Source organism: Actinocrinis sp., from assembly GCF_035605935.1.
GTDB lineage: Bacteria > Actinomycetota > Actinomycetes > Streptomycetales > Catenulisporaceae > Actinocrinis.
In genome coordinates this window covers 60,533-83,029 of the sequence record NZ_DATNGK010000169.1, presented here as the reverse complement: position 1 = coordinate 83,029, position 22,497 = coordinate 60,533, and the positions used below count along the sequence as shown (strand labels likewise).

Genomic DNA, 22,497 nt, shown 5'->3' with positions numbered 1-22,497 from the left:
CAGCGGCTGGTCTGAAAGCGCCTCTCACAACGTTCGGGCGTTCGGGAATTCGGGGAAAACTCATGCCGTTGCGTGTTGCGCGCATTCGCGCGTCTTCAAGTTCATGGTTCAGTCGCGGGCGGGTGCGAGCCACAGCGGTGGCGATGGCCGGCACCCTGGTCTGGATTATGGCGGCCGGCCCGGCGTCAGCTGCCCCGGACTGGAATCTCGGCAACACCGCGATATCGCAGGTTTACAACCTCAACGCCCAGGCGAGCGGCCCGATCGCCAACGAGGGGCTGGGTAAGTGCCTTGACGATCCCTCAGGCAACACGGCCAACGGCACGGCCGCGGCCTCGGCCGCCTGCAGCGGCTCGGCGAATCAGAACTGGACCTTCACGCCGTACCAGGACTACTCCGGCGACGGCGGCTTCCATGGGACCGTGACGCCGGTCGGCGCGCCCGGCAAATGTCTCGACGTCACCAGCACCAACGGTGGCGCCGCGAAGTCCGTCGCAGTAGGCGGCTCGGTGCAGATGCTGATGACGACCTCGGGCGAGCTGTACGCCAAGAGCTCGACCGGAATGGGCGGCTGGACCAAGGAAAGCGACTTCGAGCTCGAGCAGATCGCGGCCGGTTCCGACGGCACCCAGCTGATAGTGCCCGGAGACGGCTCCGTCTACGCCCGCAACACGATCGGAGGCGCGTCCGGCTGGACCAGTGAAGGCGGCACCTCGGCCAGGGCGATCGCGACGAACGGCGGCGTCCAGCTCTATCTCGGCCGCGACGGGACCGTGTACGCACGCAACGGAATCGGTCCGGCCGCTGGCTGGGTCGCGGAGAGCGCCCCGGGGGCTACCGCGATCTCGGTGGGTTCCGACGGCACCCAGATGATGATGGCCGCGGACGGCACCGTATACGCGCGTAACAGCATCGGCGCGGCCGCAGGCTGGGTAAAGGAAGTAGCCCCCGGCACCAAGGCGATCGTCACCAACGGCGGAGTGCAGATCCTGGTCGGCAGCGACGGATACGTCTACGCCAAGAGCGGCATCGGGATGGGTGGTTGGACTTCGGAGGGCGGCATCGCCGTCACCGACCCGGCTTCCAGCACCCCCATTGCGGCCGGTTCCGACGGCACCCAGTTGAAGCTTGGCAGCGACGGATACCTCTACGCCAAGAAGGGCATCGGCCTGAACGGCTGGACCAAAGAGGCCGGCCCGCTCGACACGTCGCACTACGCCACCTCTATCGCCGCCGGTGCGGCCGGCCTGCAAGCCTTCATCCTGGACAACGGCGTGGTCAATGCGCAGACCAGGATCGCGTCCGGCGCCTCGAGCGCCGAGAGCGACCTGACCACCGCGACTGACGACGGCAGCCCGGCACAGCTGACCGACTGCGGCGGCTGGAAGAGCCAGCAGTGGTACTTCCAGTACAACCAGAACGGCGGCACCCAGCTCTACAACCCGGCCGCAGAGCGCTGCCTCGACACGCCGGGCTCGTCCACCGTCGACGGCGAGGCGCTGCAGATCTACGCCTGTAACGGGACCAACTCACAGCGGTTCAGCCCGCCGTCCGGTCCGGCCGCCCCGAACGGTCAGATCACGAACACGACCATGAACAAGTGCGCCATCCCGGCAGCGACCACCGCTACTGCGGCTGACGGCACCGCGGTAGTGCTGTATGGCTGCGGAGTGGGCTACATGCCGGTTAGCGCCTGCGGCTTGAAGTGCCCGCCGACCGGTCCGCTGCTGCCGTGGACGCTCCAAACCGACGGTTCGCTCACGGCCGCCGGACTGTGCCTCGGCATCGCGGGCGGTGAGGGCGCGACGGACGACGGCACGAAGGTGCAGCTGGACGAGTGCCAGGAAACCCTGGACCAGCAATGGGTGGTCGGCTACGACACGGGCGGCAATCCGCGCCTGGTGAACCCGAACTCGGGGCGCTGCCTAGACGATCCGGGTTCCTCGGCGGACTGGGGCACGCAGCTGCAGATCTACACCTGCAACAACACCGGGGCGCAGGTCTGGGACGTCCCGCACGCCGGCCACACCTTCGTCGGCCCGGTCACGGCCACCACCTCGGTGATTCCGCCTGGCACCGGCGATCTCAACGCTCGGGAAAGAGGCATGCAGACCGCGGAGGCCGTGCGGGAAACGCAGGCCCATCTCGCGATGCTGCTGCACGCCGGCGGTGTCAGCGTGCGCACGGCGGCCGCGCAGTCACTGGCGGGTCCCGACAGCGGCATGGGCGAGCTGTGGGGGACTTGGGAAGACAGCAACTGGGTGGGCGATCGCAACGGCCCGATCGCGCAGGATGTGGCGACTGCGGCGGCCGCCGACCAGGCACGAAAGCAGCGCACCGCGGGGATCAATCACTTCCTCGACGGTTACCGGATGATGGACTACGGCCAGCAGCCTGACTTCAACGCCGACGTGACCACCTTTATGTCGAAGGACTCGACTTTCTGGCTGGAATCTGACGCGGCCTATAACGCTTTGCCGGTTCCCCGTGCCGACCAGGCAGCCAAGGACCGAGTCACTGCTATCGCCGCCACGCATACAGCCGCTGACCCCGCTGACGCATCGTTTTGGAACACGTACCGGGACGAGACGATCAGCGGCTCGGCCGACGACGCGCGCCGGTTCATCCAATACGACGGCTGGCCGACGGTCGCGCCGGTGCCCGGCACCCCGGAATTCCGCAACGAGGTCGAGTCGCTCAAGGCACGCTGGGCCGGCGGCGACCCGTCAAACCCGATAGATCCGGCCGACGTGCTGATCGGCGTGGAGGAGACCGCCTGGGCCGAGTGGCAGGCCGAGTTGAACGCGCAGGCGCAGCCGCGCGCCGACATCGTCGCCGCTGAGATGCAGTCGCTGGACGCACTCAAGGCTGGCGCGGAGACGATGCATGACGGACTTGACTACGCCTGGACCGCCGGCGGCATCCTGTGGGCCGAGAACCAGAAGACCTCCGGCGCCGACCCGGTCGGCTGGTCCGACGTAGACATCTCGCACGCTCCGCACGACCTCGATCTGATCAAGGCGAAGGTCGCCGCCCTGGCGGGCGCCGCACAGAATGAAGCGGTCATCGCGCAGGACGCGGCAAACAAGGCGGTGGCCGCGCGCAATGCGGCGTATGCGACCGCGACCACGTCCGGCCTGCCCGAAGGCAGGGGCCTGACGTACGCGTTGCAGTCCGTCCAGGTGACCCTCGCTGCCGCGGCCGCCGCTCAGGCGACCTCCAACGCGATGCAGACCGCGGTGGCTGCGACGAACGCGACGCTGGCCGACTCGGCGACGCTGCTGGCGAACGCCAGCGCGCAGGCACACGCGGCGCGGGCGCTGTACCTGCGTGAGACGGCGCAGGACAACGCGGCCCAAGCCCAGACGCTCGCGACCCAGGCGAAGAACCAGGCCGCGGCAGCGGCCACCGCGGCCAGCGTGGTCGCGAACGACAAGGCGAAGGTGACGACCGCGGAAACCGCGGCGAAGGACGCCCAGGCTCGCGCCGACGCGGCAGCCGCCGACGCGGCGAATCAGGCCACGATCGCGGCGAACGCCGAAACGACAGCGGAGGCCAAACGCAACGACGCTGCCGCGAAGAACGCGGACGCGCAGCAGCAGGATGCCACCGCCACGGCGAAAGAGGCCGACGCCGCAACCGCGGACGCCGCCGCGAACAGCAACTATGTAGCGGCGCAGCAGGCCGCCGACCGGGCGGCCACGGCTCGGGCGCAAGCGGAGACGGCGCAACGGACCAAGGATGCAGCCGAGGCGAAGGCACAAGCGCTCGCTGCCGTAGCCGCCGCCGATCAGGGAACTGACGCCGCCGCCGGCGCCACCGCCGCGGCCAACCAGGCAAAGGCAGACGCCGACGCCGCCAGTGCCGCGGCCGACAAGGCCAACGCCGATGCAACGCAGGCGACCAACGACGCGGCGACGGCCCGGGCCGCGGCCGTACAGGCGAGTGCCGCCTCTGAGAAGGCCGACTCGGACTCCGCCACGGCGGATTCGGCCGCCGCGCAGACCCACTCGCTCGCCTTGCAGGCCGATGCACTGGCTGCCGACGCGATCAAGCAGGCCGGCGCCGCGGCATCGCAATCCGAGGCGGCACAGGCATCGGCGGCCCAGGCGCAGACCGACGCCGACAACGCCAAGGCGGCGGCAGCGGCCGCGCAGAACGAGGCGGCCGGCGCGCTGTCGGATAGCGCGATCGCGACCGGGCAGGCTCTGGCCACCGCCCAGGCGGCGCAGGCGACCGCGGCGGAGGCGGCCACCGTCGCCGCGCCCGCGGACCAGGCCATCGACCTGGCTGCGCCGTACGCCGCCACCGACTCGGCGGCCGGGCTCGCTTCCCTGTCCTCCGAGGCGGCCAAGACCATGGCCCAGCAGCAGGCTGACGCCGCGTCAGCCGAGGCCACCCAGGCAGCCGCCCTCGCCGCCGCAGCTCAGGACGCCGCCAACCGGGCCTCCGGTGACGCGAAGCTGGCTGCCCAAGCGGCCGCCGACGCCGCGACGTCCGCGGCGAGCGCTGCGGCTTCGGCCTCCGCGGCGGCGGCCTCAGCTGCGCAGGCCTCTGCTGACGCTCAAGCCACCAAGCAGTCCGATGACCGGATCAACGTCATGGACGCGAAGGCGCAGCAAGACGCGACCAACGCCCACGTGTCCGCGCAGGCAGCGAGCAGTTCCGCCGCGGCAGCCCAAGCAGCGGCGACCGCGAGCGAGAAGGACGCGGCGGCGGCGCATACTGCCGCGAGCGATGCCACCGACGAAGCGACCGCCGCCCAGTCCGATGCGGCTGACGCGGCGAACGCGGCAGCCATGGCGAACACGGCCGCGGCAAGCGCTCAGGCCGATGCTGCGGCGGCGCAGCAGGCCGCAGCGGCGGCTCAGGCGCAAGAAGCCGCGAGCGAGGCGGCGAACCGGATCACCTACCAACACGCGGGCCAGACGCCGCTCGCAGCGAGTGATCAGGCGCTGCTGCTGGCGAACTGCGGCCAGACCTGTGTCGACGAGTACAACCAGGCCCAAGGTGTGGCAGGCACCGACCTGACCACCTTCCTCGTCGACAACGGCGGCCAGCTGCTGCTGGACGTGCTCGGCGTCGACGACGTGGAGAACTGCTTCACCAAGGGCGACGTCATGGCCTGCATCTGGACGCTGGTCGACCTGGTCCCGTTCACCAAGGTGGCCAAGCTCGCGGACTTCGTGGCGAAGGTCGTCGAGCTCGCGCCGAAGATCGTCAAGTTCATCGAGGAACTAGAGAAGGCCAAGCTGCTGCTGAAGAAGATGGACGAGCTGCTGGAGCAGCTGCGCAAGGTCAGGGACCAAGCGGCGCTCGCGAACACCGTCGAGAACGCCGCCTGCAAGAACCGGGACCCGAAGCAGAACGGGACGAACGGCGCGGGGAACATCCATTACTGGCCGATGCAGCCGTTCGGGGACGGAACCGATTGCCGCGCGACCGGCTCCGACGGCATCTTCGACAACACGATGACCGGCGTGAAATCGCCAGCCGACCCCAATCCGGCGCCGTGGGGCAAGAGTTTAGGCAACCGGCTCGCAAACACCAGCGGCCACCTGATCGGCAAGCAGTTCGGCGGCTCCGCGAAGAACCCGCGAAACTTCGTCGCCATCGGCGCTGCGCTCAACAACGGTGCCATGAGCAATGTGGAGAACCTCATCGCGGCTAAGATCAGAGCCGCGCCGAACGGGGAGACGGTGCAATATGACGTGATACCGCTCTACCCTGACGACTCGACAGCGATCCCGTCGGCGGTCCACCTCGTCGCCACCGGCGGCGGGCTCAACATCAACTGCACGCTCACCAACGAGTTGGTACCGGTGTCGGACGGGAATTGCGGCTAACAACAGGTAGTAGCGGGCACAGGGAGCGCAGCCAATGACGAGCGACCTCGATCGGATCAAGTCCGTGCTCGGCCCGCCGGTCGACGCGACGGGCCGTCCGGTCGAGGTCGCACCGGCGGACTGGAGCGAGATCGAAGGCTATCTCGGCCTGCGGCTGCCCGCCTCGTTCACCGGCTTCGTGGACTACTACGGCTCCGGCATTCTCGGCCTGATCGTGTTCTCGCATCCGCAAGTAGAGCCGGAGTCACCGCTCTATGGCTGGGGCGACCTGCTCTCCCGGATCAAATGGGGCGAGAACTACCTGCGGCAGCGGCGCGAGTATCTAACGGTCCCGTATCCCCTGCACCCGGAACCCGGCGGCCTGATCCTCTGGGGCACGTCAGCTGACGAATTCCAGTTCTTCTTCCGGGCGGATCCGGCGGGCGAGCCAGAGCGCTGGCCGATCATCTGGCACGACGGCGGCTTCAACGAATGGGACGAGTTTCCCGGTCCGTTCGACGGATTCCTATGGCGACTGATGACCGGCCAGCTGCCCGCCGAAATCGTCGGCGAGGGATTCAGCTACGACAGCTTCCACCCGCACGGACTCGGCGTCGAGACGCGACCGGATGCGGGCCGCGATCCCAACTACGTGCCCACTGATGAGTAAGGGAACGGACACGGAAGCATCGCAGGCGGCTGTGAGGCTAGAAGAGCCCGGTGCTCGGCCCGTCCGTCGTGCTCGCTAATTGTCGCCGGGTTTCTTCCACAGCACGTAGGCGAAGGTCCAGGCGTAGTTGGCGTTGTTCCCGCCGCTTGCCAGCGTTCCATAGCGGCCCTGCTTGCTGAGCACGCACCATACGTCGCCGCCGGGGCCGCCGAGGTTTTGGAAACTGCCGTATAGCTTTGTCGTCCAAGCGGCCTTCGGCAACGACTCGCAGCCGGCCAGCGTCGGCGCGTCCGAGGAGGTCCAGCGTGCGGCCTTTGCTCCGTTGACGGTCACGACGCCGCCCGTGCCGGAGTCGAACAGATCGGCGTTCTGATTCGGATCCGGTAGGTTTTTATCCCGGCCGGTATCCAAGTCGGTGTGAGAGTGGTCGCCGAGCATGTTGTTGGCGAAGTTTGACGGCGCCAGGTTGATTTTCGCGTTGATGTAGGTGATCTGGCCGGCCTGGGCATCGGTTACCACGATCGTCGAGTCGGTGCCCGGCTCGGCGGTAATGGTGATCTTCTTCGGTTCGAGAGTCTCGATGAACTTCCCGTTCATCGCCACGATCAGCTTGTGGCTGGTCGTGATCTTGAAGACGCTGGTTTGAACTTGACCCCTGATGGTCTGGGTGACCAGCAGGAGAACGGCGTCCTCGGCCATCGCCTTTTCGTTGTTCTGCTCGGACGCGACCGCCGACGAGAGTGCATCGACCGCGAATACTCCGACCAGGGCGACGGCCTTCGCCTGCGGTGATGGCACGTCCTCGGCGATGGTCACCAGGCCGCCATGAACGATCTTCAGGACAATGGGTGTGATGGGGCTTTGTGCCGCCACTTTGATGACGTTGTTGGCCTCGGTACAGCCGGTTGTCGTCATCGCGAGTGACAGGATCAAGGCAGCCGTTTTACGCAAAGTATCCCCCCTGCGGAATTCCTACCGGAATGCGAGCGATCGAAACGGATGTCAGGCGTCTGGTCGTCAGTCCCACCTGTCTGAGACGCCGTCATGTGCCGGTACGAAGTTAGGGCATGTTTTGGAACCATCGCCGGGGCCGCGGCGCCTGCCACGCACGCTCGCTGCGTTGTCGGATCGTCCACGGACGCCCGGTACGAGAACGACCCTCCGCCTTGCGATCGCACGCGCCAGACACCGCGGCCTTAACCGACGCTAGTTCCAAAACATGCCCTAGATCCCGTCCGGGTGCGTCAAGAGGAACGGGGCCTCAGAACGCCTTCTGTGGGAACGTAGATCTCAATCGCGCTCTTCGCGTTCGCCGCACCGACCGCAAATCCGAACCGTTCCCTGGCCGTAAGGTCCCGCCTGCCACCGGCCCCAGTCATGCTCCGTGGTCAATGTGCTCGAATCACCGGGGCGGCTACAGCGCTTGCAGGCCATGACCTGGCTACACGGGTGGATTTTCGAGGCGGCGTACCCGGTGGCCATCGCGCCTGCGAACTCAAGCAAGCCGCTCGTGGGCTTTCTGGCCGCAGATTCGAGCAACTCGCGATAGTTGACCCATTGGTACTCGTGCCGATAATCCGTTTCTGTCTCGTCGCACCGGTCGCAGGTCCGCTCGCTCGCGCAATTCGGCTCGTCCCGATTGTCCGTGAACTCCCAGTCGCCGAAGTCGTGACGGACCCGAGTGCTGACGTTGCCGCAGCTAGTGCACCGACGAGTCTGATCGCACGACCTGCTGTAGTCGTACTCCCAGTCGCCTTGATGCATCCCGAGGTTGCAACGCAGACCCATAGCACTTTCCTCCCCTGATAAGTGCATTCCCTCCAGTCAAAGCGTAGTCTCGCCAGGGCCGCGCTGACGGCTTTTTCGGGGATGTGGCCTACGCAGAACTGTTGCGCGGTACTGGTGCTGACGCCGTGTGAGCACAACAACCTCGCGTGCATTAGTTCGTTTATGCGGAACGACTCGGATCAGGCGGCGTCGCAGGGGTCGTGCGCAGCTTCCGCTTCGGCGATCGGTGTTCCGTTTCGGGCCGCGAAGTCACGTCCTGCGACAACGGGCGGCTAGAAGAGCCGGGTGCTTGGGTCATCCATGCCGCGTAAGACCTCGTAGTCGAGCACGGTGCAGGAGATGCCGCGGTCGGTGGCGAGGACGCGGGCCTGGGGTTTGATCTCCTGGGCGGCGAAGACGCCGCGGACCGGGGCGAGCAGCGGGTCGCGGTTGAGGAGTTCCAGGTAGCGCGTCAGCTGCTCGACGCCGTCGATTTCGCCGCGGCGCTTGATCTCGATGGCGACGGTTGCGCCCTCGGCGTCGCGGCAGAGGATGTCCACCGGGCCGATCGGGGTTGGGTACTCGCGGCGGATCAGGCGCCAGCCCTTGCCCAGCGTCTCGATCTGCTCCGCAAGCAGCTCTTGCAGGTGTGACTCGACGCCGTCCTTCTGGAGGCCGGGGTCGATGCCGAGCTCGTGCGCCGAGTCGTGGAAGACCTCTTCTATGGTGATCACCAGTTGCTCGCCCGCCTTGTTGGTGACCGTCCACACGTAACCGTCGCCCTGCTCTTCCTCCTTGAGGGTGCACGGTGGCGACATCCAGTTCAGCGGCTTGTACGAGCCGCCGTCGGAGTGCACCAGAACGCTGCCGTCCGCCTTGACGATCAGGAGGCGGCGGGCGTTGGGCAGGTGGGCGGCGAGCCGTCCCGCGTAGTCGACGCTGCATTGGGCGATGACGAGGCGCATGGTTTGAAACCCTAGCCGACCGGAGCGGGCGTACGGGGGCGCACGTTGGCGGCCAGGTGGCGCGCGGTTCGACTGGGCCTGCGGGAAGTCCACTGAGTGAGCCGACGAACCATCAGTCGTCTGGTGAGGCGTGATTGTGCCGAGGGCATACCCGGAGGTGTGAGCCGCCCGGCGCCGGGCCATTGAAGTGGTGTGAGCGCGGCCCAGCCAGTGAGTTCGTAACGCAATGACGTGAGGGAAGGGAGGGACAGATGTCCCTGGATGTGTCGGCCGAGCTGCTGGCCGCGGCGCAGGAGGGCGAGGTCACCGACGAGAAGTTCGCCGAGTGTGTGCGCACTTCGCTGCCCTACGCCTGGCAACTGATCAGCCAACTGTCCACGCGGCTGCTGGTGGAGGGCGGAGCGTACGCCGACAACCTGACGCCGCCGGCGAGCGAGGCCGAGCGCGGGCAGTTGCTCCGCGCGCTCGCCTCGGACGCGATCCGCGGCTGCCTTGAGCGCTACTTCGGGGTCCGGCTGGCCTTCCAGAACTGTCACCGGGTCGCCGTTTTCCCGGCCGCCGAGGGCCAGCCGGGCATGGAGTCGGGCGCGTACCGCAGATTCGTTTCGACCCGGGAGCAACTGCTGAATCAGTCGCCTGAGCTGCGCGACTGCTGACCAAATCCAGTTTCCGGCGGTAGACGTGGCCGCCGGGCGCGGACCGTGCGCGGAGAGGAGTGATCGATCGAGCGACCTGGACCTGGGACCTGGTGACTGAGGGTTCACCCGAGGGCCTCTCTTGCGGCCCTTGAGTTCCCACCGAAGGCGGGGAGCCGCCGTCGTAGCGGTCTGCGAGGCGCTGTGGAGGACGCCCCGTGGGGAAGAGCCGCGATGACGGGGGCGGTGGACGGGAAACGCACGACGGAGAGAGAAGAAGAAGAGGTAGAGGTAGAGGAGGAGAGCGGGAGGAGGGGAAGTAAGAGGGAAGACGGGCCGGAGTGGGCGTTGACGTGACGTTCGCTCCGGTCCGGCTTCGTGGGGGAGGGGTGAAGGGCGGGCGGATGGGAGACGTGGGGTGAAGGGCGGGCGAAGGGGAGTTGGGTGAGCGGGCGGGGTGAGGATCGTCACAGGGGGCCCGGGCGGATCGGCGGCAACCGGGCACTGGCGGAAGGACGCCCCGCTGGGGATACTCATCGGTAACAAGCGCCCAGCGGACCGGACGCGGGCGACTTCCAATACCCCTGAGGAGTGCGCAATGGGGCGCGAGATCGCCACAGTCGGCGTCGTCGGACTCGGCACGATGGGTGCGGGCATCGCCGAGGTCATGGCCCGCAACGGCCTGCGCGTGCACGCGGTCGAGATCGACGATGCCGGCCTCAACCGCGGCCGGGCGCACGTCGCGCACTCGACCCGCCGCGCGGTGTCCCGCGGGAAGCTGACCGCCGAGGAAGCTGCCGCGCTGCTCGACCGGATCGAGTACACCACTGAGCTGGCGCCGCTGGCCTCCGCCGACCTGGTGATCGAGGCGATCCCGGAGCGGCTCGAACTCAAGCGGGAGCTGTTCCGCAAGCTGGACGGCATCTGCTCGGCCGAGACGATCTTCGCGACGAACACGTCCTCGCTTTCGGTGACTGAGATCTCGGTGGCGACGTCGCGGCCCTCGCGGGTGGTCGGGCTGCACTTCTTCAACCCGGCGCCGGTGATGAAGCTGGTCGAGGTCGTGCGCACCGTCGTCACCGACCCGGGCGTGCTCACCGACATCGAGGACCTGGCGCGGCGGCTGGGCAAGTCCCCGGTCACGATTGGCGACAAGGCCGGGTTCATCGCCAACGCGCTGCTGTTCGGCTACCTCAACCACGCCGCCTCGATGTACGAAGGCAAGTACGCCACGCGTGAAGACATCGACGCGGCGATGCGGCTGGGCTGCGGGCTGCCGATGGGGCCGCTGGCGTTGTTGGACCTGATCGGGCTCGATACCGCGTACGAAATTTTGGACACGATGTACAAGCAGTCGCGGGTCCGGCTGCACGCGCCCGCGCCGATCTTCAAGCAGATGAAGACGGCGGGGTTGCTCGGCCGCAAGTCCGGCCGCGGCTTCTACACGTACGAGCAGGCTGAGGTGCCGACGGTGGTGCCTGACGCGCTGACACCGGACGCGACGGCGGCGACCGAAGGCGCTCGGGCTATCTCCCGTGTCGCGGTCGTCGGCTCGGGAACGATGGCGAACGGCATCGCAGAGGTCTTTGCCAAGGCCGGGTACTCGACAGTGCAGATCGCGCGCAGCGAGGAAAAGGCTGCGGCGTCGCGTGCAGCGATTGAGAAGTCGCTGGGGCGCGCCGTGGAGAAGGGCAAGCTGAGCGCGGAGGACCGGGATGCGGCGCTGGGCCGCCTGACGTCGAGTGGAGCGGTCGGCGACGCAGGGGATTGCGACCTGGTCGTGGAGGCCGTGGTCGAGGATTTGGGCGTGAAGGTGGCGCTGTTCCAGGAACTCGACGCGGTCTGCAAGCCGGGCGCGGTGTTGGCGACGACGACGTCAAGCCTGCCGGTGATCGAGTGCGCGATGGCGACCAGCCGGCCGCGCGACGTGGTCGGCATCCACTTCTTCAACCCGGCCCCGGTGATGAAGCTCGTGGAGGTCGTGCACACCGTCGCGACCGCCGAGGACGTGCTGGCCACGGTGCACGAGGTCTGCGCGCGGCTGGGCAAGCACGCGGTGGACTGCGGAGACCGAGCCGGGTTTATCGTAAATGCCCTGCTTTTCCCGTATCTCAACGACGCGGTGAAGATGCTCGAGGCGCACTACGCGACGGCCGACGGCATCGACACCGCGATGAAGCTGGGCTGCGGTTACCCGATGGGACCGTTCGAGCTGCTGGACGTGGTGGGTCTGGACGTTGCGCTGGCTATCGAGCGGGCGTTGTACCTGGAGTTCCGCGAGCCTGGCTTCGCCCCGGCGCCGCTGCTTGAGCATCTGGTGACTGCCGGCTACCTCGGCCGTAAGACCAAGAAGGGGTTCCGGGACTACGGGGCCTGAGCGCGATCACGGTTCGATAAACTTGGGTGGTGAGCCCGAGGAAGAACGATGCACGCCCCGCGGGGCGCGGCCGTTCTTCGGCGCGCGGTCAGTCGGCTGACCGCGAACCACGGGATATCGAGAAGGCCTTCGGCTACCAGCGGGTCGAGTCGGCGCGGGACGGCGACTGGATCGTGCGCTCAGTAGCCGGCGCGAGCACGGCGAAGACGTACCGCTGCCCCGGCTGCGATCAGGAGATCCGGCCGGGAATGCCGCACCTGGTCGCCTGGCCCGCCGACTCCGACCAGGCGGCCTGGCACGGTGGCGGTGGACTCGACGACCGGCGGCACTGGCACACGCCCTGTTGGAACGCGCGCCTGCGCCGCCGGTAGTGAGTATTCGGTTGGAGCCAGGGACCTGACTGGCTGTCAGGCGTCGCGCTTAACCAGGAGCCAGGCCGCAACTGCGAGCAGCACAGCCGTCCAGAGCCCGAAGATGCCGAACCCCTGCCACGCGCTCACGATCTGATCCTTGGGATAGATCTGCATGATCTGCTGGCCCGCGTTGGTCGGCAGATAGGCCGAGACGTGCTTGCCGATGCTGCCGGGCAGTAGACCCGCGAGTGGCACGAGAACGAGCACCAGCGCGATGACCGTGGTGATCGCACCGGCCGTGTGCCTGATCAACTGCCCGATTGCGAGCGCGAACAGTCCGAGCACAGCGAGGTAAAGCCCCTCGCCGATGACTGCGCGCGTCACGTGCGGATCGCTGAGCGAGGTGTGCAGCTTCGAGGAGAGGATCGACTTGCCGATGCCATAGCTGGCGAAGCTCAGCACCTCGCCGACGATAAGCACGGGGACCGCGAAGACCACGCACTTGGCGGCGAGCATCCGCAGCCGGTGCGGCGAGGCCAGCAGCGTCGAGCGGATCATCCCGGTGGTGTACTCGGAGGACGCCACCAGGACGCCGAGCACGCAGATCGCCAGCTGGCCGAGGAACAGCCCGCTGCCCAAAATCTGCGGCACCGGGTCGAGCCGTGCCTGTGCCTGGTCTCCTGCGTTCATCTGCGACCACTGCTGGACGGTCAGGAATGTGAACAGCGCAGTGAATCCGATCACTGCGACGATCAGGATCGCGAACGACCAGACCGTCGAACGCACGGTGCGCAGCTTGGTCCACTCGGCAGTCAGCAGCCTGCCGAAGTTCGCGTGCCCGCCCTCGGTCGAGGCGGCCCGTGGGATCGTATCGGTGACCATCACGCACCCCCGCCCTGTGTCGCGCTCGCGCTTGCCGGCGCGGCCTGAGCGTTCGTAGCCTGGGCGATCGCATCCGGGCTGTGGAACTGGACGTCTGCCTTGGTCAGCTCCATGAAGGCCTCCTCCAGCGAACCGCGCTGCGGAGAGAGTTCGTGCAGCACGATCCCGTTCGCCGCGGCCAGCTCGCCGATCGCCGCCGCTTCGGTCTTGTTGACCAGCAGCGCCCCGTCCTCTTGCGAGGCCACGACGGCGCCCAGCCCGCGCAGCGCCTCGCTCAGCTTGTCCGCCTGCGGAGAGCGGACCAGCACCATGTTCTCGGCGTAACGCGCGATGAACTCGTCCATCGCGGTGTCGGCGATCAACCGGCCGCGGCCGATCACGACGACATGGTCCGCGGTGACCGCCATCTCGTTCATCAAGTGCGAGGAGACGAACACCGTGCGGCCCTCAGCGGCCAGCTGCTTCATCAGGTTTCTGATCCAGACGATGCCCTCCGGGTCGAGCCCGTTGACCGGCTCGTCCAGAATCAGCAGGCGCGGATTGCCGAGCAGCGCCGCCGCGATGCCCAGGCGCTGGCCCATGCCCAGAGAGAAGCCCTTGGTGCGCTTCTTCGCCACCTCCGACAGGCCGACCAGATCCAGCACTTCGCTGATCCGCGCCTTCGGCACGCCCTGCGTCTGCGCGAGGTAAAGCAGGTGGTTGAATGCGGTACGCCCAGGGTGCACCGCCCTGGCCTCAAGCAGCGCGCCGACGTAACGCAGCGGGTCCGGCAAGGCGCGGTACGGCTTACCGTCGATCAGCGCGGTCCCCGAACTCGGCCGGTCGAGGCCGAGGATGAGGCGCATGGTGGTGGATTTGCCAGCCCCGTTCGGGCCGAGAAAGCCGGTGATCCGGCCCGGCTCCACAGTGAAGCTGAGATGGTCCACCGCGATGGTTTCCCCGTAACGCTTCACCAGATCGTTGACTTCGATCATTGGTACCCCCAATCGCGAGCCATTTTTCCACGGTTCCGCACACTGCACAGCTCAGCGCGCGGTTGAGGCCGCGTCTGCTGACATACGGTCACTCCGGTCACTCGGTTCTCCGAGCAACCTACGCGCAACGGCCGATGCGCGGCGTGGGGCGCTGCGCATCGGCCGTCGTGATTCGCCTGCTCGGCGTACCGATCAGGCGTCGCGGTTGCGGAAGATGTATCCGCCGAGCGCGATCGCCACCACGCCGTAGATCATGAACACTCCGAAACCGGTCCAGGCACCCAGGTCGGTGCCGGGCACGTGCTGAGTGGACCAGACCTGCCCGCCCGAGTTGAACGGCAGCCACTTGTCGAGGTGGTGCTGCCAGCTGTCCGGCAGGAAGTTGACCAGGATGGTCAGCACGAACAGCAGCCCGACGCCGCTGGTGATCGCGCCCGCGGTGTGCCGCAGGATCGCGCCGAGGCCGAAGGCCAGGATCGCGGAGCCGGCCAGGTAGAGGCCGCCGCCGATCACCGCCTGCATCGCGTGCGGGGTGCTCAATGTCAGGTCGATGCCCTTGGCGCGCCAGAACGACGAGGAGATCAGGAACGAGACGAACGAGATGACCTCGCCGACCACGAACGCGACCGCCGAGACGACCAGCAGCTTGGCCCAGAACACCGGCGCGCGGCGCGGCTGCGCGGTCAGCGAGGTGCGGACCATTCCGGTGGAGTACTCGGAGGTGATCGCCATCGCGCCGAACACGACCATGATCAGTTGGCCGAGAATGATGCCGAACAGGGTGCGCTGGGTCAGGTCCTCCTGGGCGAGCTGCGCCGTGGTCGCGTCCCCGTGGTTGGCCCGGCCCCAGTTGCCCAGCACGCTGATGCCGATGGTGACGACGGTGGCGGAGCCCAGGGTCCACATGGTCGAGCGCACCGAGCGGATCTTGGTCCACTCCGAGCGCAGCGCGCCGCCGAATCCGGCCCGGCCGGAGGCGGGCGGCAGCGCGGTCAGGTTGCCGAGGGCGGAGGTGTTGACGGTCATCTCAGCGGCCTTCCTGCTGCGTCGCGGGCACCCGGTCGTGCACGCCGATCGGCTGGCCGGGCACCGCGGCGTGGTATTCCACGCTGTCCTTGGTCAGTTCCATGAACGCCTGCTCCAGGGAGGCCTGGATCGGCGAGAGCTCGTGCACCCGGATCTGGTTGTCGAAGGCCAGGTCGCCGATCTCGGTCATGCCGAGCCGGGTGATCCGCAGGGCGTCGTCGCCGTCAGGCGCGGCCACCGCGCCCTTCTCGGTGACGAGCGCGGCCAGCCGCTGCGTCTCGGGCGTGCGTACCCGGATGGTCAGCTCCGAGTTCTGGTCGATGAATTCCTGCACCGTGCAGTCCGCGACCAGCCGGCCGCGGCCGATCACGATCAGGTGGTCCGCGGTGTTCTCCATCTCGCTCATCAGGTGCGAGGAGACGAAGACGGTGCGGCCCTCGGCGGCCAGCGCCTTCATCAGGTTCCTGATCCAGAGGATGCCCTCCGGGTCCAGGCCGTTGACCGGCTCGTCGAACATCAGCAGCTTGGGGTCGCCGAGCAGCGCGGCGGCGATGCCGAGGCGCTGGCCCATGCCGAGGGAGAAGCCGCGTGAGCGCTTCTTGGCCACTTCGGACAGGCCGACCAGTTCGAGTACTTCGCCGACCCGCGCCTTGGGCAGGTTGTTGGTCTGCGCCAGGCACAGCAGGTGGTTGTATGCGCTGCGGCCACCGTGGATCGCCTTCGCGTCCAGCAGCGCCCCGACCTCACGCATCGGGTACGCCACCTTGGAGAAGGGGCGCCCGTCGATGGTCACCGCGCCGGAGGTCGGCGCGTCGAGGCCGAGAATCAGCCGCATCGTGGTGGACTTGCCCGCCCCGTTCGGGCCCAGGAAGCCGGTCACCTGGCCGGGCTTGACGGTGAACGTGAGATTGTCCACCGCCAGCCGCTCGCCGTACCGCTTCGTGAGGCCGTTCGCCTCGATCATCGTAAGAAATCCCTCGTGTAGAACCTGTGGATAGTCGTCTTCCCTGAGACTCGCCACAACGTATCGGGGGAGCGCCGCGCGCCTCGTCCACCTGTGGGACGGTCTTTAACCCATAGCGGGCTACACCTGTGGGTGGACCCGACCCTTAGGGTGGAGACCGAGATGGCTACCGAAATCACCGCCCACGTGATCCTGCCCGCCCGCCGCGAGCCGATCGAGCTGAAGACCGCCGACGGACTCACGCTGGTCGGGGAACTGGCGCTGCCGCTCGATCGCGAGCCGGTCGCGACGCTCGTTACCTTTCATCCGCTGCCTACCGCGGCCGGGATGATGGACAGTCACGTTCTGCGTAAGGCAGCGTGGCGGCTGCCGGCGCTGGCGGACATCGCGGTGCTGCGGTTCAACACGCGCGGTACCGCATCGGCACGCGGACGTAGTGAGGGTGAGTTCGGCGAGGGCGTCTCCGAGCGGTTCGACGTGGCCGCCGCGTTCGAGTTCGCCGAGGGCCTGAACGAGGCAGGCCATGAGTTGCCCAATCTGTGGGCGCTCGGTTGGTCTTTCGGCAGTGAGCTGGTACTCAAATACGCCTGTGAGCCAGACGTGCTCGGCGCGATCCTGCTCTCTCCGCCGTTGCACCGCGCGCAGCGCGATGACCTGAGGGTCTGGGGCGATTCCGGTAAGCCGGTCACGGTCCTGGTCCCCGAGTTCGACGACTACCTGCGCCCCGCCGAGGCCCGCGAGCGCTTCGCCCTCATCCCGCAGGCTGAAGTCATCGGCGTCGAGGGCGCCAAGCACCTGTGGGTCGGCGAGAAGTACGTGCGCGTCGTGCTCGACGAGATCGTGCGGCGGATCAATCCGGCCGCCGCACCGCTGCCGGCGCAGTGGGACGGTCCATTCGAGAAGTACGCCGCGCCGCTCGGGACGCGTCAGGCCTAGGCGCTCGGTCGGGGCGGCAGCAGGAGCGGTTCACGGCCGCGGTGAATAAGGCCATTGCTTTTGCTGCTGTTTCGCAACCCCCTGAAACTTGCAAGGCCGCCGACTGGCCCGTTCGACGTTTCATCGACACCTCGGCAGGGTCCGATCGGCCGCCCGGCGGCATGTAATTTTCGCGATCTCGGCGCCCTGAGCCGCGTCGTCGCGCGCCCGCCGGGCCGAAGTGTTGACGCACGGCGCGCTGTCCGTACCTTCCGATCACGAAGAGGCGCGCGGCCTGCCGACCCGGGCGCATCCGACGCCGCTGTCCCGAAGCGGCCCCTGACCCGACGGAAAGGCCCACCCACGATGATGCTCAGATCACTGAAACGGCTGCGCCTCGCGCTCGCGGCCGCGCTCGGCCTCGCGCTGCTGACGGTGCCGGTCACCGCGGCCCGCCCGGCGCACGCCGCCACCACCCTCGGATCAGGGTATTGGCACACCAGTGGCCGGCAGCTGCTGGACTCGGCGAACCAGCCGGTGCGCATCGCGGGGGTCAACTGGTTCGGCTTCGAGACCTCGAACTATGTCGCGCACGGCCTGTGGAGCCGCGACTACAAGAGCATGATCGACCAGATGAAGTCGCTCGGTTACAACACCATCCGGCTGCCCTACAGCGACGACATCTTCAAGGGCACCCAGCCGCAGAGCATCAACTACTCCGGCGGCATGAACGCCGACCTGGTCGGGCTCAACTCGCTCGGCGTCATGGACAAGATCGTCAACTACGCCGGAGCGGTCGGCCTGAAGGTCATCCTGGACCGGCACCGTCCCGACGCCAGCGGCCAGACCGCGCTCTGGTACACCAGCGCCGTTCCCGAGTCGACCTGGATCGCCGACCTCAAGGCGCTGGCCCAGCGGTATCTGAACAACACCGCGGTCATCGGCATCGACCTGCACAACGAGCCGCACGACCCGGCGTGCTGGGGCTGCGGCGACACGACGATCGACTGGCGGCTCGCGGCCGAGCGCGGCGGCAACGCGGTGCTTTCGGTCAACCCGAACCTGCTGATCTTCGTCGAGGGCATCCAGACCTACAACGGCAGCGGCTACTGGTGGGGCGGCAACCTGCAGGGCGCCGGCCAGTACCCCGTGCAGCTGAACGTGGCCAACCGGGTCGTGTACTCCGCGCACGACTACGCGACGAGCGTCGCGCAGCAGCCCTGGTTCACCGACCCGAGCTTCCCCGCGAACATGCCCGGCATCTGGGACCAGAACTGGGGCTACCTGTTCAAGCAGAACATCGCGCCGGTGTGGGTCGGCGAATTCGGCACCACCCTCGCCGCCACGACGGACCAGACCTGGCTCAAGACCCTCGTCACCTACCTGCGGCCGACCAGCCAGTACGGCGCCGACAGCTTCCAGTGGACCTTCTGGAGCTGGAACCCGGACTCGGGTGATACCGGCGGCATCCTCAACGACGACTGGACCACGGTCAACACCACCAAGGACGCCTATCTCGCGAGCATCAAGGCGCCTGGGTTCGGCGGCGGCAGCTCCTCAGGCGGCGATTACACGGCTCCGTCGACGCCGACCGGCCTTCAGGTGACCGGCGTTACCGCATCGAGCGTTTCGCTGTCGTGGTCTGCGTCTACGGACAACGTCGGCGTGGCTGGGTACAACATCTACCGCGGTTCGACGCTTGTCGGTACGTCCAGCGGTACGACCTACACGGACGCGGGACTCACATCGGGGACCGCGTACACGTACTCGGTCGCTGCGTATGACGCGGCCGGCAACGTCTCGGCCAAATCGGCTGCGGTCAGCGCGACCACGTCGAGCGCCTCGTCTGGCGGCGGATGCTTGGCGAGCATGCACGTCGACACCAGTTGGACCGGCGGCTTCAACGCGACGGTGACCGTGACGAACACGAGCACCACTACCGCGACCAAGTCGTGGAAGGTCAGCTGGACCTGGCCCGGCGGCCAGACGGTCAACAGCATGTGGAACGCGGTCAGCACCGCGTCCGGCAGCTCCGAGACCGCGACCAACGAGCCATACAACGGCGCGATCGCGGCCTCCGGCTCGACCAGCTTCGGCCTGCAGGCCAGCGGCGGATCCGCGAACCCGGTCCTGACCTGCTCGGCGACCTGATCGCGGGGTCGGAGCGAGACTGCTGACTAGCTGATCGACCCAATAGCGGCGGCGGGATCGGCGAGCCACCTGGCGCGCAGGTCCCGCCGTGTCAAAGTTATCAGGGTACTTACGATCGATCCTGTCGAGGCAGCAGCACCTCACGCACGATGTACGCCAGCCCGGCGGACAACGGAATCGCCAGCAACGCCCCGACGACGCCTAGCAACGCGGCTCCGATCAGCGCCGCTATCACCGCGATCATCGGCGGCACGTCCACCGAGCGCGCCATCACCCGCGGATAGATCACGAAGTTCTCGAACTGCTGGTAGACGATGAAGAAGATCCCGGCGACCACGGCCTTGACCGGGGAGTCGAACAGCACCACCAGCGTCACGATCAGCGCCCCGATCGTCGCGCCGACCAAGGGCACGAAGTCGGTCATCGCGATCAGCAGCGCGAGCGGCAGCATGTACGGCACGTTCAGCACCGCCAGCATCAGGTACGACGCGAGACCCGCGAGCGCCGCGACGGTCACCGCGCCCGACACATAACCACCGACGCGCTCGAGGACGCCATCGGCCAGCGCGCCGACCCGGGCGCGCCGAGAAGCCGGGATGAGCTGATAGGTCGACTGCTTGATCGTGGGCAGCGAGCCGAGGAAGTAGATCGTCATCACCAGCACGGTGAACGATTTGAACACCGAGGAGATCAGGAACTCGCCGAAACCGAGGATGCCGCCCGCGATCATCTTCGCGGTGTCCGCTTGTGCCAGCAGGTTCTGCAGGCGCCCGACGACGTTGTACTTCGCGTCGAACCGGCGCACGGTGGCGTTCTGACCGAGCTGTTGCAGGTGATGCGGCAGCGAGGCGATGAGGCTGGAGGTCTGTTGGGCCAGCGGCTGTGCGATCGCGGTGACGAAGCCGGCGAACAGCAGCAGGCAGGTCCCGGCGACGATGAGGACGGCCCAGCGGCGTTGCAGCCCGCGATCGGTCAGCCGCTCCACGAAGGGATTGAGGCCGACCGCGAGGAAAAGCGCGATCACGATCAGGACCAGCACGCCGGTGAGCGAGACGAGCGCCTGCGCGAGGTAGTAGGCCAGGATCAGGCCGAGACCGCCGACGAAGCCGACGTAATAGGGGTGCGAGCGGCGCAGTGGGCGGCCGGGCCGTCGCGCACCGGAGCCTCGGCCGTTCTTGCCGCCGGAGTCTGGCGAGGCGTTGGTTTTCGAGTCGCCGGACGTCGAGTCACGGGACGTCGAGGTGCCGGGTTTGGCGTCACCGGATTTTGACGGAGCGTCAGCTTTCGGGGAGTCCGTAGTCGTGACGTCCTCGTCCTGCGCGGCCGCCAAGCCCGCTGGGGCAGCTGCCGAAGCGTCAGTGGTCGTCGTTTCGGCCACCTCGGATGCTTCGTCGACAGACATATCCGCGATTCTGCCATCGCTCAGCCACTCGAGGCGCACGCCGGCCATGTGCCGCCTGCTGCGCGGCCGCCGCCGCGCCGTCCCGTGGCCGGATGCCAGGTGCGCATCCGACCACGGGACGAGTGAACGCCGCAGACGTAACCCGTCGTGCGCCATACGCGGCGCACGTGCCGCAGTGCCTGCTTAGGGTACCCAGGTACCGCGGCTGCGAGCCCTTACCGACCCTGCGCCGGGACGGCCGACTCGTCGTCAGCCTTGTCGCTGTCGAGGTTGAGGCCTGCCAGCGCGCCGCCGATCGCGCCGCCGCCGGTGAGCGTCGCCAGCATCTCGCGCACGTTGTGCAGCTGCGCGTTGATCGAGTCGCGGCGGTGGGTGAGGGCAGCCAGCTCGCGCTCCGACTCGGAGCGGATCCGGTCCGTCTTCGCCCGCGCGTCGGCCACGATGTCGTCGGCCTGACGCTGCGCGGTCTCGATGGTCTGGCGGGCGCGGCGCTCGGCGTCGGTGCGCATCTTCTCCGCCTCGAGGCGGATCTGCTCGCTGCGGGTCTCCACCTCGGCCAGGTGCTTCTCCGCCTTGGCCTGACGGGCCGCCAGGTCCCGCTCGGACTGCTCGCGCCGCTTCGCCAGCTTGCTCTCGAAGTCGGCCGCCGCGGCCGCCGCCGTGGCCCGGATGTCCTCGTAGTGCGCCTCGGCCTCGGCCCGCTTGGCCGCCGCGTCCTTCGCGGCCTCCGCGCGGATCTGGTTAGCCTCGTCCTTGGCCCGCTCGTTCAGGCGCAGGCCCTCGGCCTCAGCCTTCGCCCGGCACTCCTTGGCGTAGGACTCGGCGTCCGCGCGTACCTGTCCCGCTGCCTGCTCGGCCAGCTCGCGGTGCTGGTCGGCGGCGCGGCGAGCCTCCTCGCGCAGATCCTTGGCCTCTTCCTCGGCCAGCCGAAGGATCTTCTCCACCCGGGCGCCGAGACCGGCGTACGAGGGCTCCGAATCGCTCATCTGCGCCTGGATGGACTGGTTCTCCAGGTGCAGCTCCTCGATCCGCTTCTCCAGCGCGGTCACCCGGTGGGAGGCGCTGTCGCGCTCGGCGGTGAGCTTCGTGATCCGTTCGTTCGTCTGCGGGATGTCGTAACCCTTGCGAACGATCTCCAGACCGAGGGGCGATGTGGTCTCGCTCATCTTCTTCAATCTCCTGATGACCGTCGAGGTCGGTGGGGCCGTGCTGGGTCTGCGTCAGCGGTCTGCGGCGCCGCGGCGCGGTCCGCCGGGCCGGGATCGCGCGGATTCCAGTGGAATCCTGGCACGTTTCCGGCAGGCGCCGGGCCGGCTCGGACGGATTCGCGGTAGCCATCGCCCGATGGGGTGGCAGTTAAGCGCGGCCGAGGCTCGAGGGCTGGGCTCTCGAGCCTCGGCCGCGCTTAGCGTCATCACCCTAACCGCTGTGCGTGTCCGATCGGCAGGCATCGCCACGGATTTTCTGTGAACGGCTTCGATCGGCATAGCGCTCGTGATGCGTATGTGACGCAACGAGCCCTGATTCAAGACGGCGCGACCGCGATGACATGTCCGTGGCACCGACGGTGTGACGAATGGACCTCGAACCA

The 22,497-nt window shown here is 67.8% G+C and carries 15 protein-coding genes; 7 read left to right on the top strand and 8 right to left on the bottom strand.

Going from position 1 to position 22,497, the window contains the following annotated elements; all coding sequences use genetic code 11:
* The first annotated feature begins 143 nt into the window (after nt 1-143).
* Both VN779_RS14080 and VN779_RS14075 read left to right on the top strand, forming a co-directional pair.
* Nucleotides 144-5,846 (top strand): ricin-type beta-trefoil lectin domain protein, encoded by a 5,703-nt coding sequence (locus VN779_RS14080; protein ID WP_325723309.1) that lies wholly within the window; start codon nt 144-146, stop codon nt 5,844-5,846.
* A gap of 34 nt (nt 5,847-5,880) precedes the next feature.
* Entirely contained in the window at nt 5,881-6,495 is a 615-nt protein-coding gene (locus tag VN779_RS14075) for a hypothetical protein (protein ID WP_325723307.1), read from the top strand.
* Nucleotides 6,496-6,570: 75 nt separating this feature from the next.
* On the opposite strand, the gene VN779_RS14070 is transcribed toward VN779_RS14075, so the two are convergent.
* Nucleotides 6,571-7,428 carry a hypothetical protein gene (locus VN779_RS14070; protein ID WP_325723305.1) on the bottom strand — a complete coding sequence of 286 codons (858 nt, stop codon included), beginning with the start codon at nt 7,426-7,428 and terminating at the stop codon, nt 6,571-6,573.
* A gap of 1,127 nt (nt 7,429-8,555) precedes the next feature.
* On the bottom strand, nt 8,556-9,227 hold the full coding sequence (gene nucS, locus VN779_RS14065) for an endonuclease NucS (RefSeq protein ID WP_325723303.1): 672 nt from the start codon (nt 9,225-9,227) through the stop codon (nt 8,556-8,558).
* A gap of 251 nt (nt 9,228-9,478) precedes the next feature.
* Here nucS and VN779_RS14060 point away from each other — a divergent pair, with 251 nt between their 5' ends.
* The 3 genes from VN779_RS14060 (at nt 9,479) to VN779_RS14050 (ending at nt 12,610) form a co-directional block, all read left to right on the top strand.
* Nucleotides 9,479-9,883: an SCO5389 family protein gene (locus VN779_RS14060; RefSeq protein ID WP_325723301.1), complete on the top strand. Its 405-nt coding sequence runs from the start codon at nt 9,479-9,481 to the stop codon at nt 9,881-9,883.
* Nucleotides 9,884-10,460: 577 nt separating this feature from the next.
* Nucleotides 10,461-12,239: a 3-hydroxybutyryl-CoA dehydrogenase gene (locus VN779_RS14055; RefSeq protein WP_325723299.1), complete on the top strand. Its 1,779-nt coding sequence runs from the start codon at nt 10,461-10,463 to the stop codon at nt 12,237-12,239.
* Nucleotides 12,240-12,268: 29 nt separating this feature from the next.
* Nucleotides 12,269-12,610, top strand: coding sequence for a hypothetical protein (locus VN779_RS14050; RefSeq protein ID WP_325723297.1), 342 nt, complete (start codon nt 12,269-12,271; stop codon nt 12,608-12,610).
* A gap of 36 nt (nt 12,611-12,646) precedes the next feature.
* Here the strand turns inward: VN779_RS14050 and VN779_RS14045 are convergent, their stop codons facing one another.
* The 4 genes from VN779_RS14045 to VN779_RS14030 form a co-directional block, all read right to left on the bottom strand.
* A complete protein-coding gene (locus VN779_RS14045; protein ID WP_325723311.1) occupies nt 12,647-13,474 on the bottom strand; it encodes an ABC transporter permease in 828 nt (275 codons plus the stop codon).
* Complete coding sequence (locus VN779_RS14040; RefSeq protein ID WP_325723295.1) at nt 13,474-14,448, bottom strand: ABC transporter ATP-binding protein; 975 nt, start codon at nt 14,446-14,448, stop codon at nt 13,474-13,476. The genes VN779_RS14045 and VN779_RS14040 overlap by 1 nt, the downstream gene beginning before the upstream one ends.
* Nucleotides 14,449-14,640: 192 nt before the next feature.
* The gene (locus tag VN779_RS14035; protein ID WP_325723293.1) at nt 14,641-15,474 is read right to left on the bottom strand and encodes an ABC transporter permease subunit; all 834 of its coding nucleotides are present in this window, start codon (nt 15,472-15,474) and stop codon (nt 14,641-14,643) included.
* A gap of 1 nt (nt 15,475) precedes the next feature.
* Nucleotides 15,476-16,438 carry an ABC transporter ATP-binding protein gene (locus VN779_RS14030; RefSeq protein ID WP_325723291.1) on the bottom strand — a complete coding sequence of 321 codons (963 nt, stop codon included), beginning with the start codon at nt 16,436-16,438 and terminating at the stop codon, nt 15,476-15,478.
* A gap of 162 nt (nt 16,439-16,600) precedes the next feature.
* On the opposite strand from VN779_RS14030, the gene VN779_RS14025 reads away from it, so the two are divergent.
* The gene (locus VN779_RS14025; RefSeq protein WP_325723288.1) at nt 16,601-17,374 is read left to right on the top strand and encodes an alpha/beta hydrolase; all 774 of its coding nucleotides are present in this window, start codon (nt 16,601-16,603) and stop codon (nt 17,372-17,374) included.
* Nucleotides 17,375-17,722: 348 nt separating this feature from the next.
* The gene (locus tag VN779_RS14020) at nt 17,723-19,504 is read left to right on the top strand and encodes a cellulase family glycosylhydrolase (RefSeq protein WP_325723286.1); all 1,782 of its coding nucleotides are present in this window, start codon (nt 17,723-17,725) and stop codon (nt 19,502-19,504) included.
* Between the two features lie 109 nt (nt 19,505-19,613).
* Here the strand turns inward: VN779_RS14020 and VN779_RS14015 are convergent, their stop codons facing one another.
* Together VN779_RS14015 and VN779_RS14010 are read right to left on the bottom strand one after the other, a co-directional pair.
* Nucleotides 19,614-20,906 carry an AI-2E family transporter gene (locus tag VN779_RS14015; RefSeq protein WP_325723285.1) on the bottom strand — a complete coding sequence of 431 codons (1,293 nt, stop codon included), beginning with the start codon at nt 20,904-20,906 and terminating at the stop codon, nt 19,614-19,616.
* A 215-nt stretch (nt 20,907-21,121) separates the two neighbouring features.
* Nucleotides 21,122-22,072, bottom strand: a complete 951-nt coding sequence (locus VN779_RS14010; protein ID WP_325723283.1) for a cellulose-binding protein — start codon at nt 22,070-22,072, stop codon at nt 21,122-21,124.
* Nucleotides 22,073-22,497 lie beyond the last annotated feature (425 nt).

Bases quoted from the DNA above. Each gene is read 5' to 3' on its own strand.
- VN779_RS14080 (WP_325723309.1), top strand. From the start codon at position 144: ATGGCCGGCACCCTGGTCTGGATTATGGCGGCCGGCCCGGCGTCAGCT.
- VN779_RS14075 (WP_325723307.1), top strand. From the start codon at position 5,881: ATGACGAGCGACCTCGATCGGATCAAGTCCGTGCTCGGCCCGCCGGTC.
- nucS (WP_325723303.1), bottom strand. From the start codon at position 9,227: ATGCGCCTCGTCATCGCCCAATGCAGCGTCGACTACGCGGGACGGCTC.
- VN779_RS14060 (WP_325723301.1), top strand. From the start codon at position 9,479: ATGTCCCTGGATGTGTCGGCCGAGCTGCTGGCCGCGGCGCAGGAGGGC.
- VN779_RS14055 (WP_325723299.1), top strand. From the start codon at position 10,461: ATGGGGCGCGAGATCGCCACAGTCGGCGTCGTCGGACTCGGCACGATG.
- VN779_RS14045 (WP_325723311.1), bottom strand. From the start codon at position 13,474: ATGGTCACCGATACGATCCCACGGGCCGCCTCGACCGAGGGCGGGCAC.
- VN779_RS14040 (WP_325723295.1), bottom strand. From the start codon at position 14,448: ATGATCGAAGTCAACGATCTGGTGAAGCGTTACGGGGAAACCATCGCG.
- VN779_RS14035 (WP_325723293.1), bottom strand. From the start codon at position 15,474: ATGACCGTCAACACCTCCGCCCTCGGCAACCTGACCGCGCTGCCGCCC.
- VN779_RS14030 (WP_325723291.1), bottom strand. From the start codon at position 16,438: ATGATCGAGGCGAACGGCCTCACGAAGCGGTACGGCGAGCGGCTGGCG.
- VN779_RS14025 (WP_325723288.1), top strand. From the start codon at position 16,601: ATGGCTACCGAAATCACCGCCCACGTGATCCTGCCCGCCCGCCGCGAG.
- VN779_RS14020 (WP_325723286.1), top strand. From the start codon at position 17,723: ATGCTCAGATCACTGAAACGGCTGCGCCTCGCGCTCGCGGCCGCGCTC.
- VN779_RS14015 (WP_325723285.1), bottom strand. From the start codon at position 20,906: ATGTCTGTCGACGAAGCATCCGAGGTGGCCGAAACGACGACCACTGAC.
- VN779_RS14010 (WP_325723283.1), bottom strand. From the start codon at position 22,072: ATGAGCGAGACCACATCGCCCCTCGGTCTGGAGATCGTTCGCAAGGGT.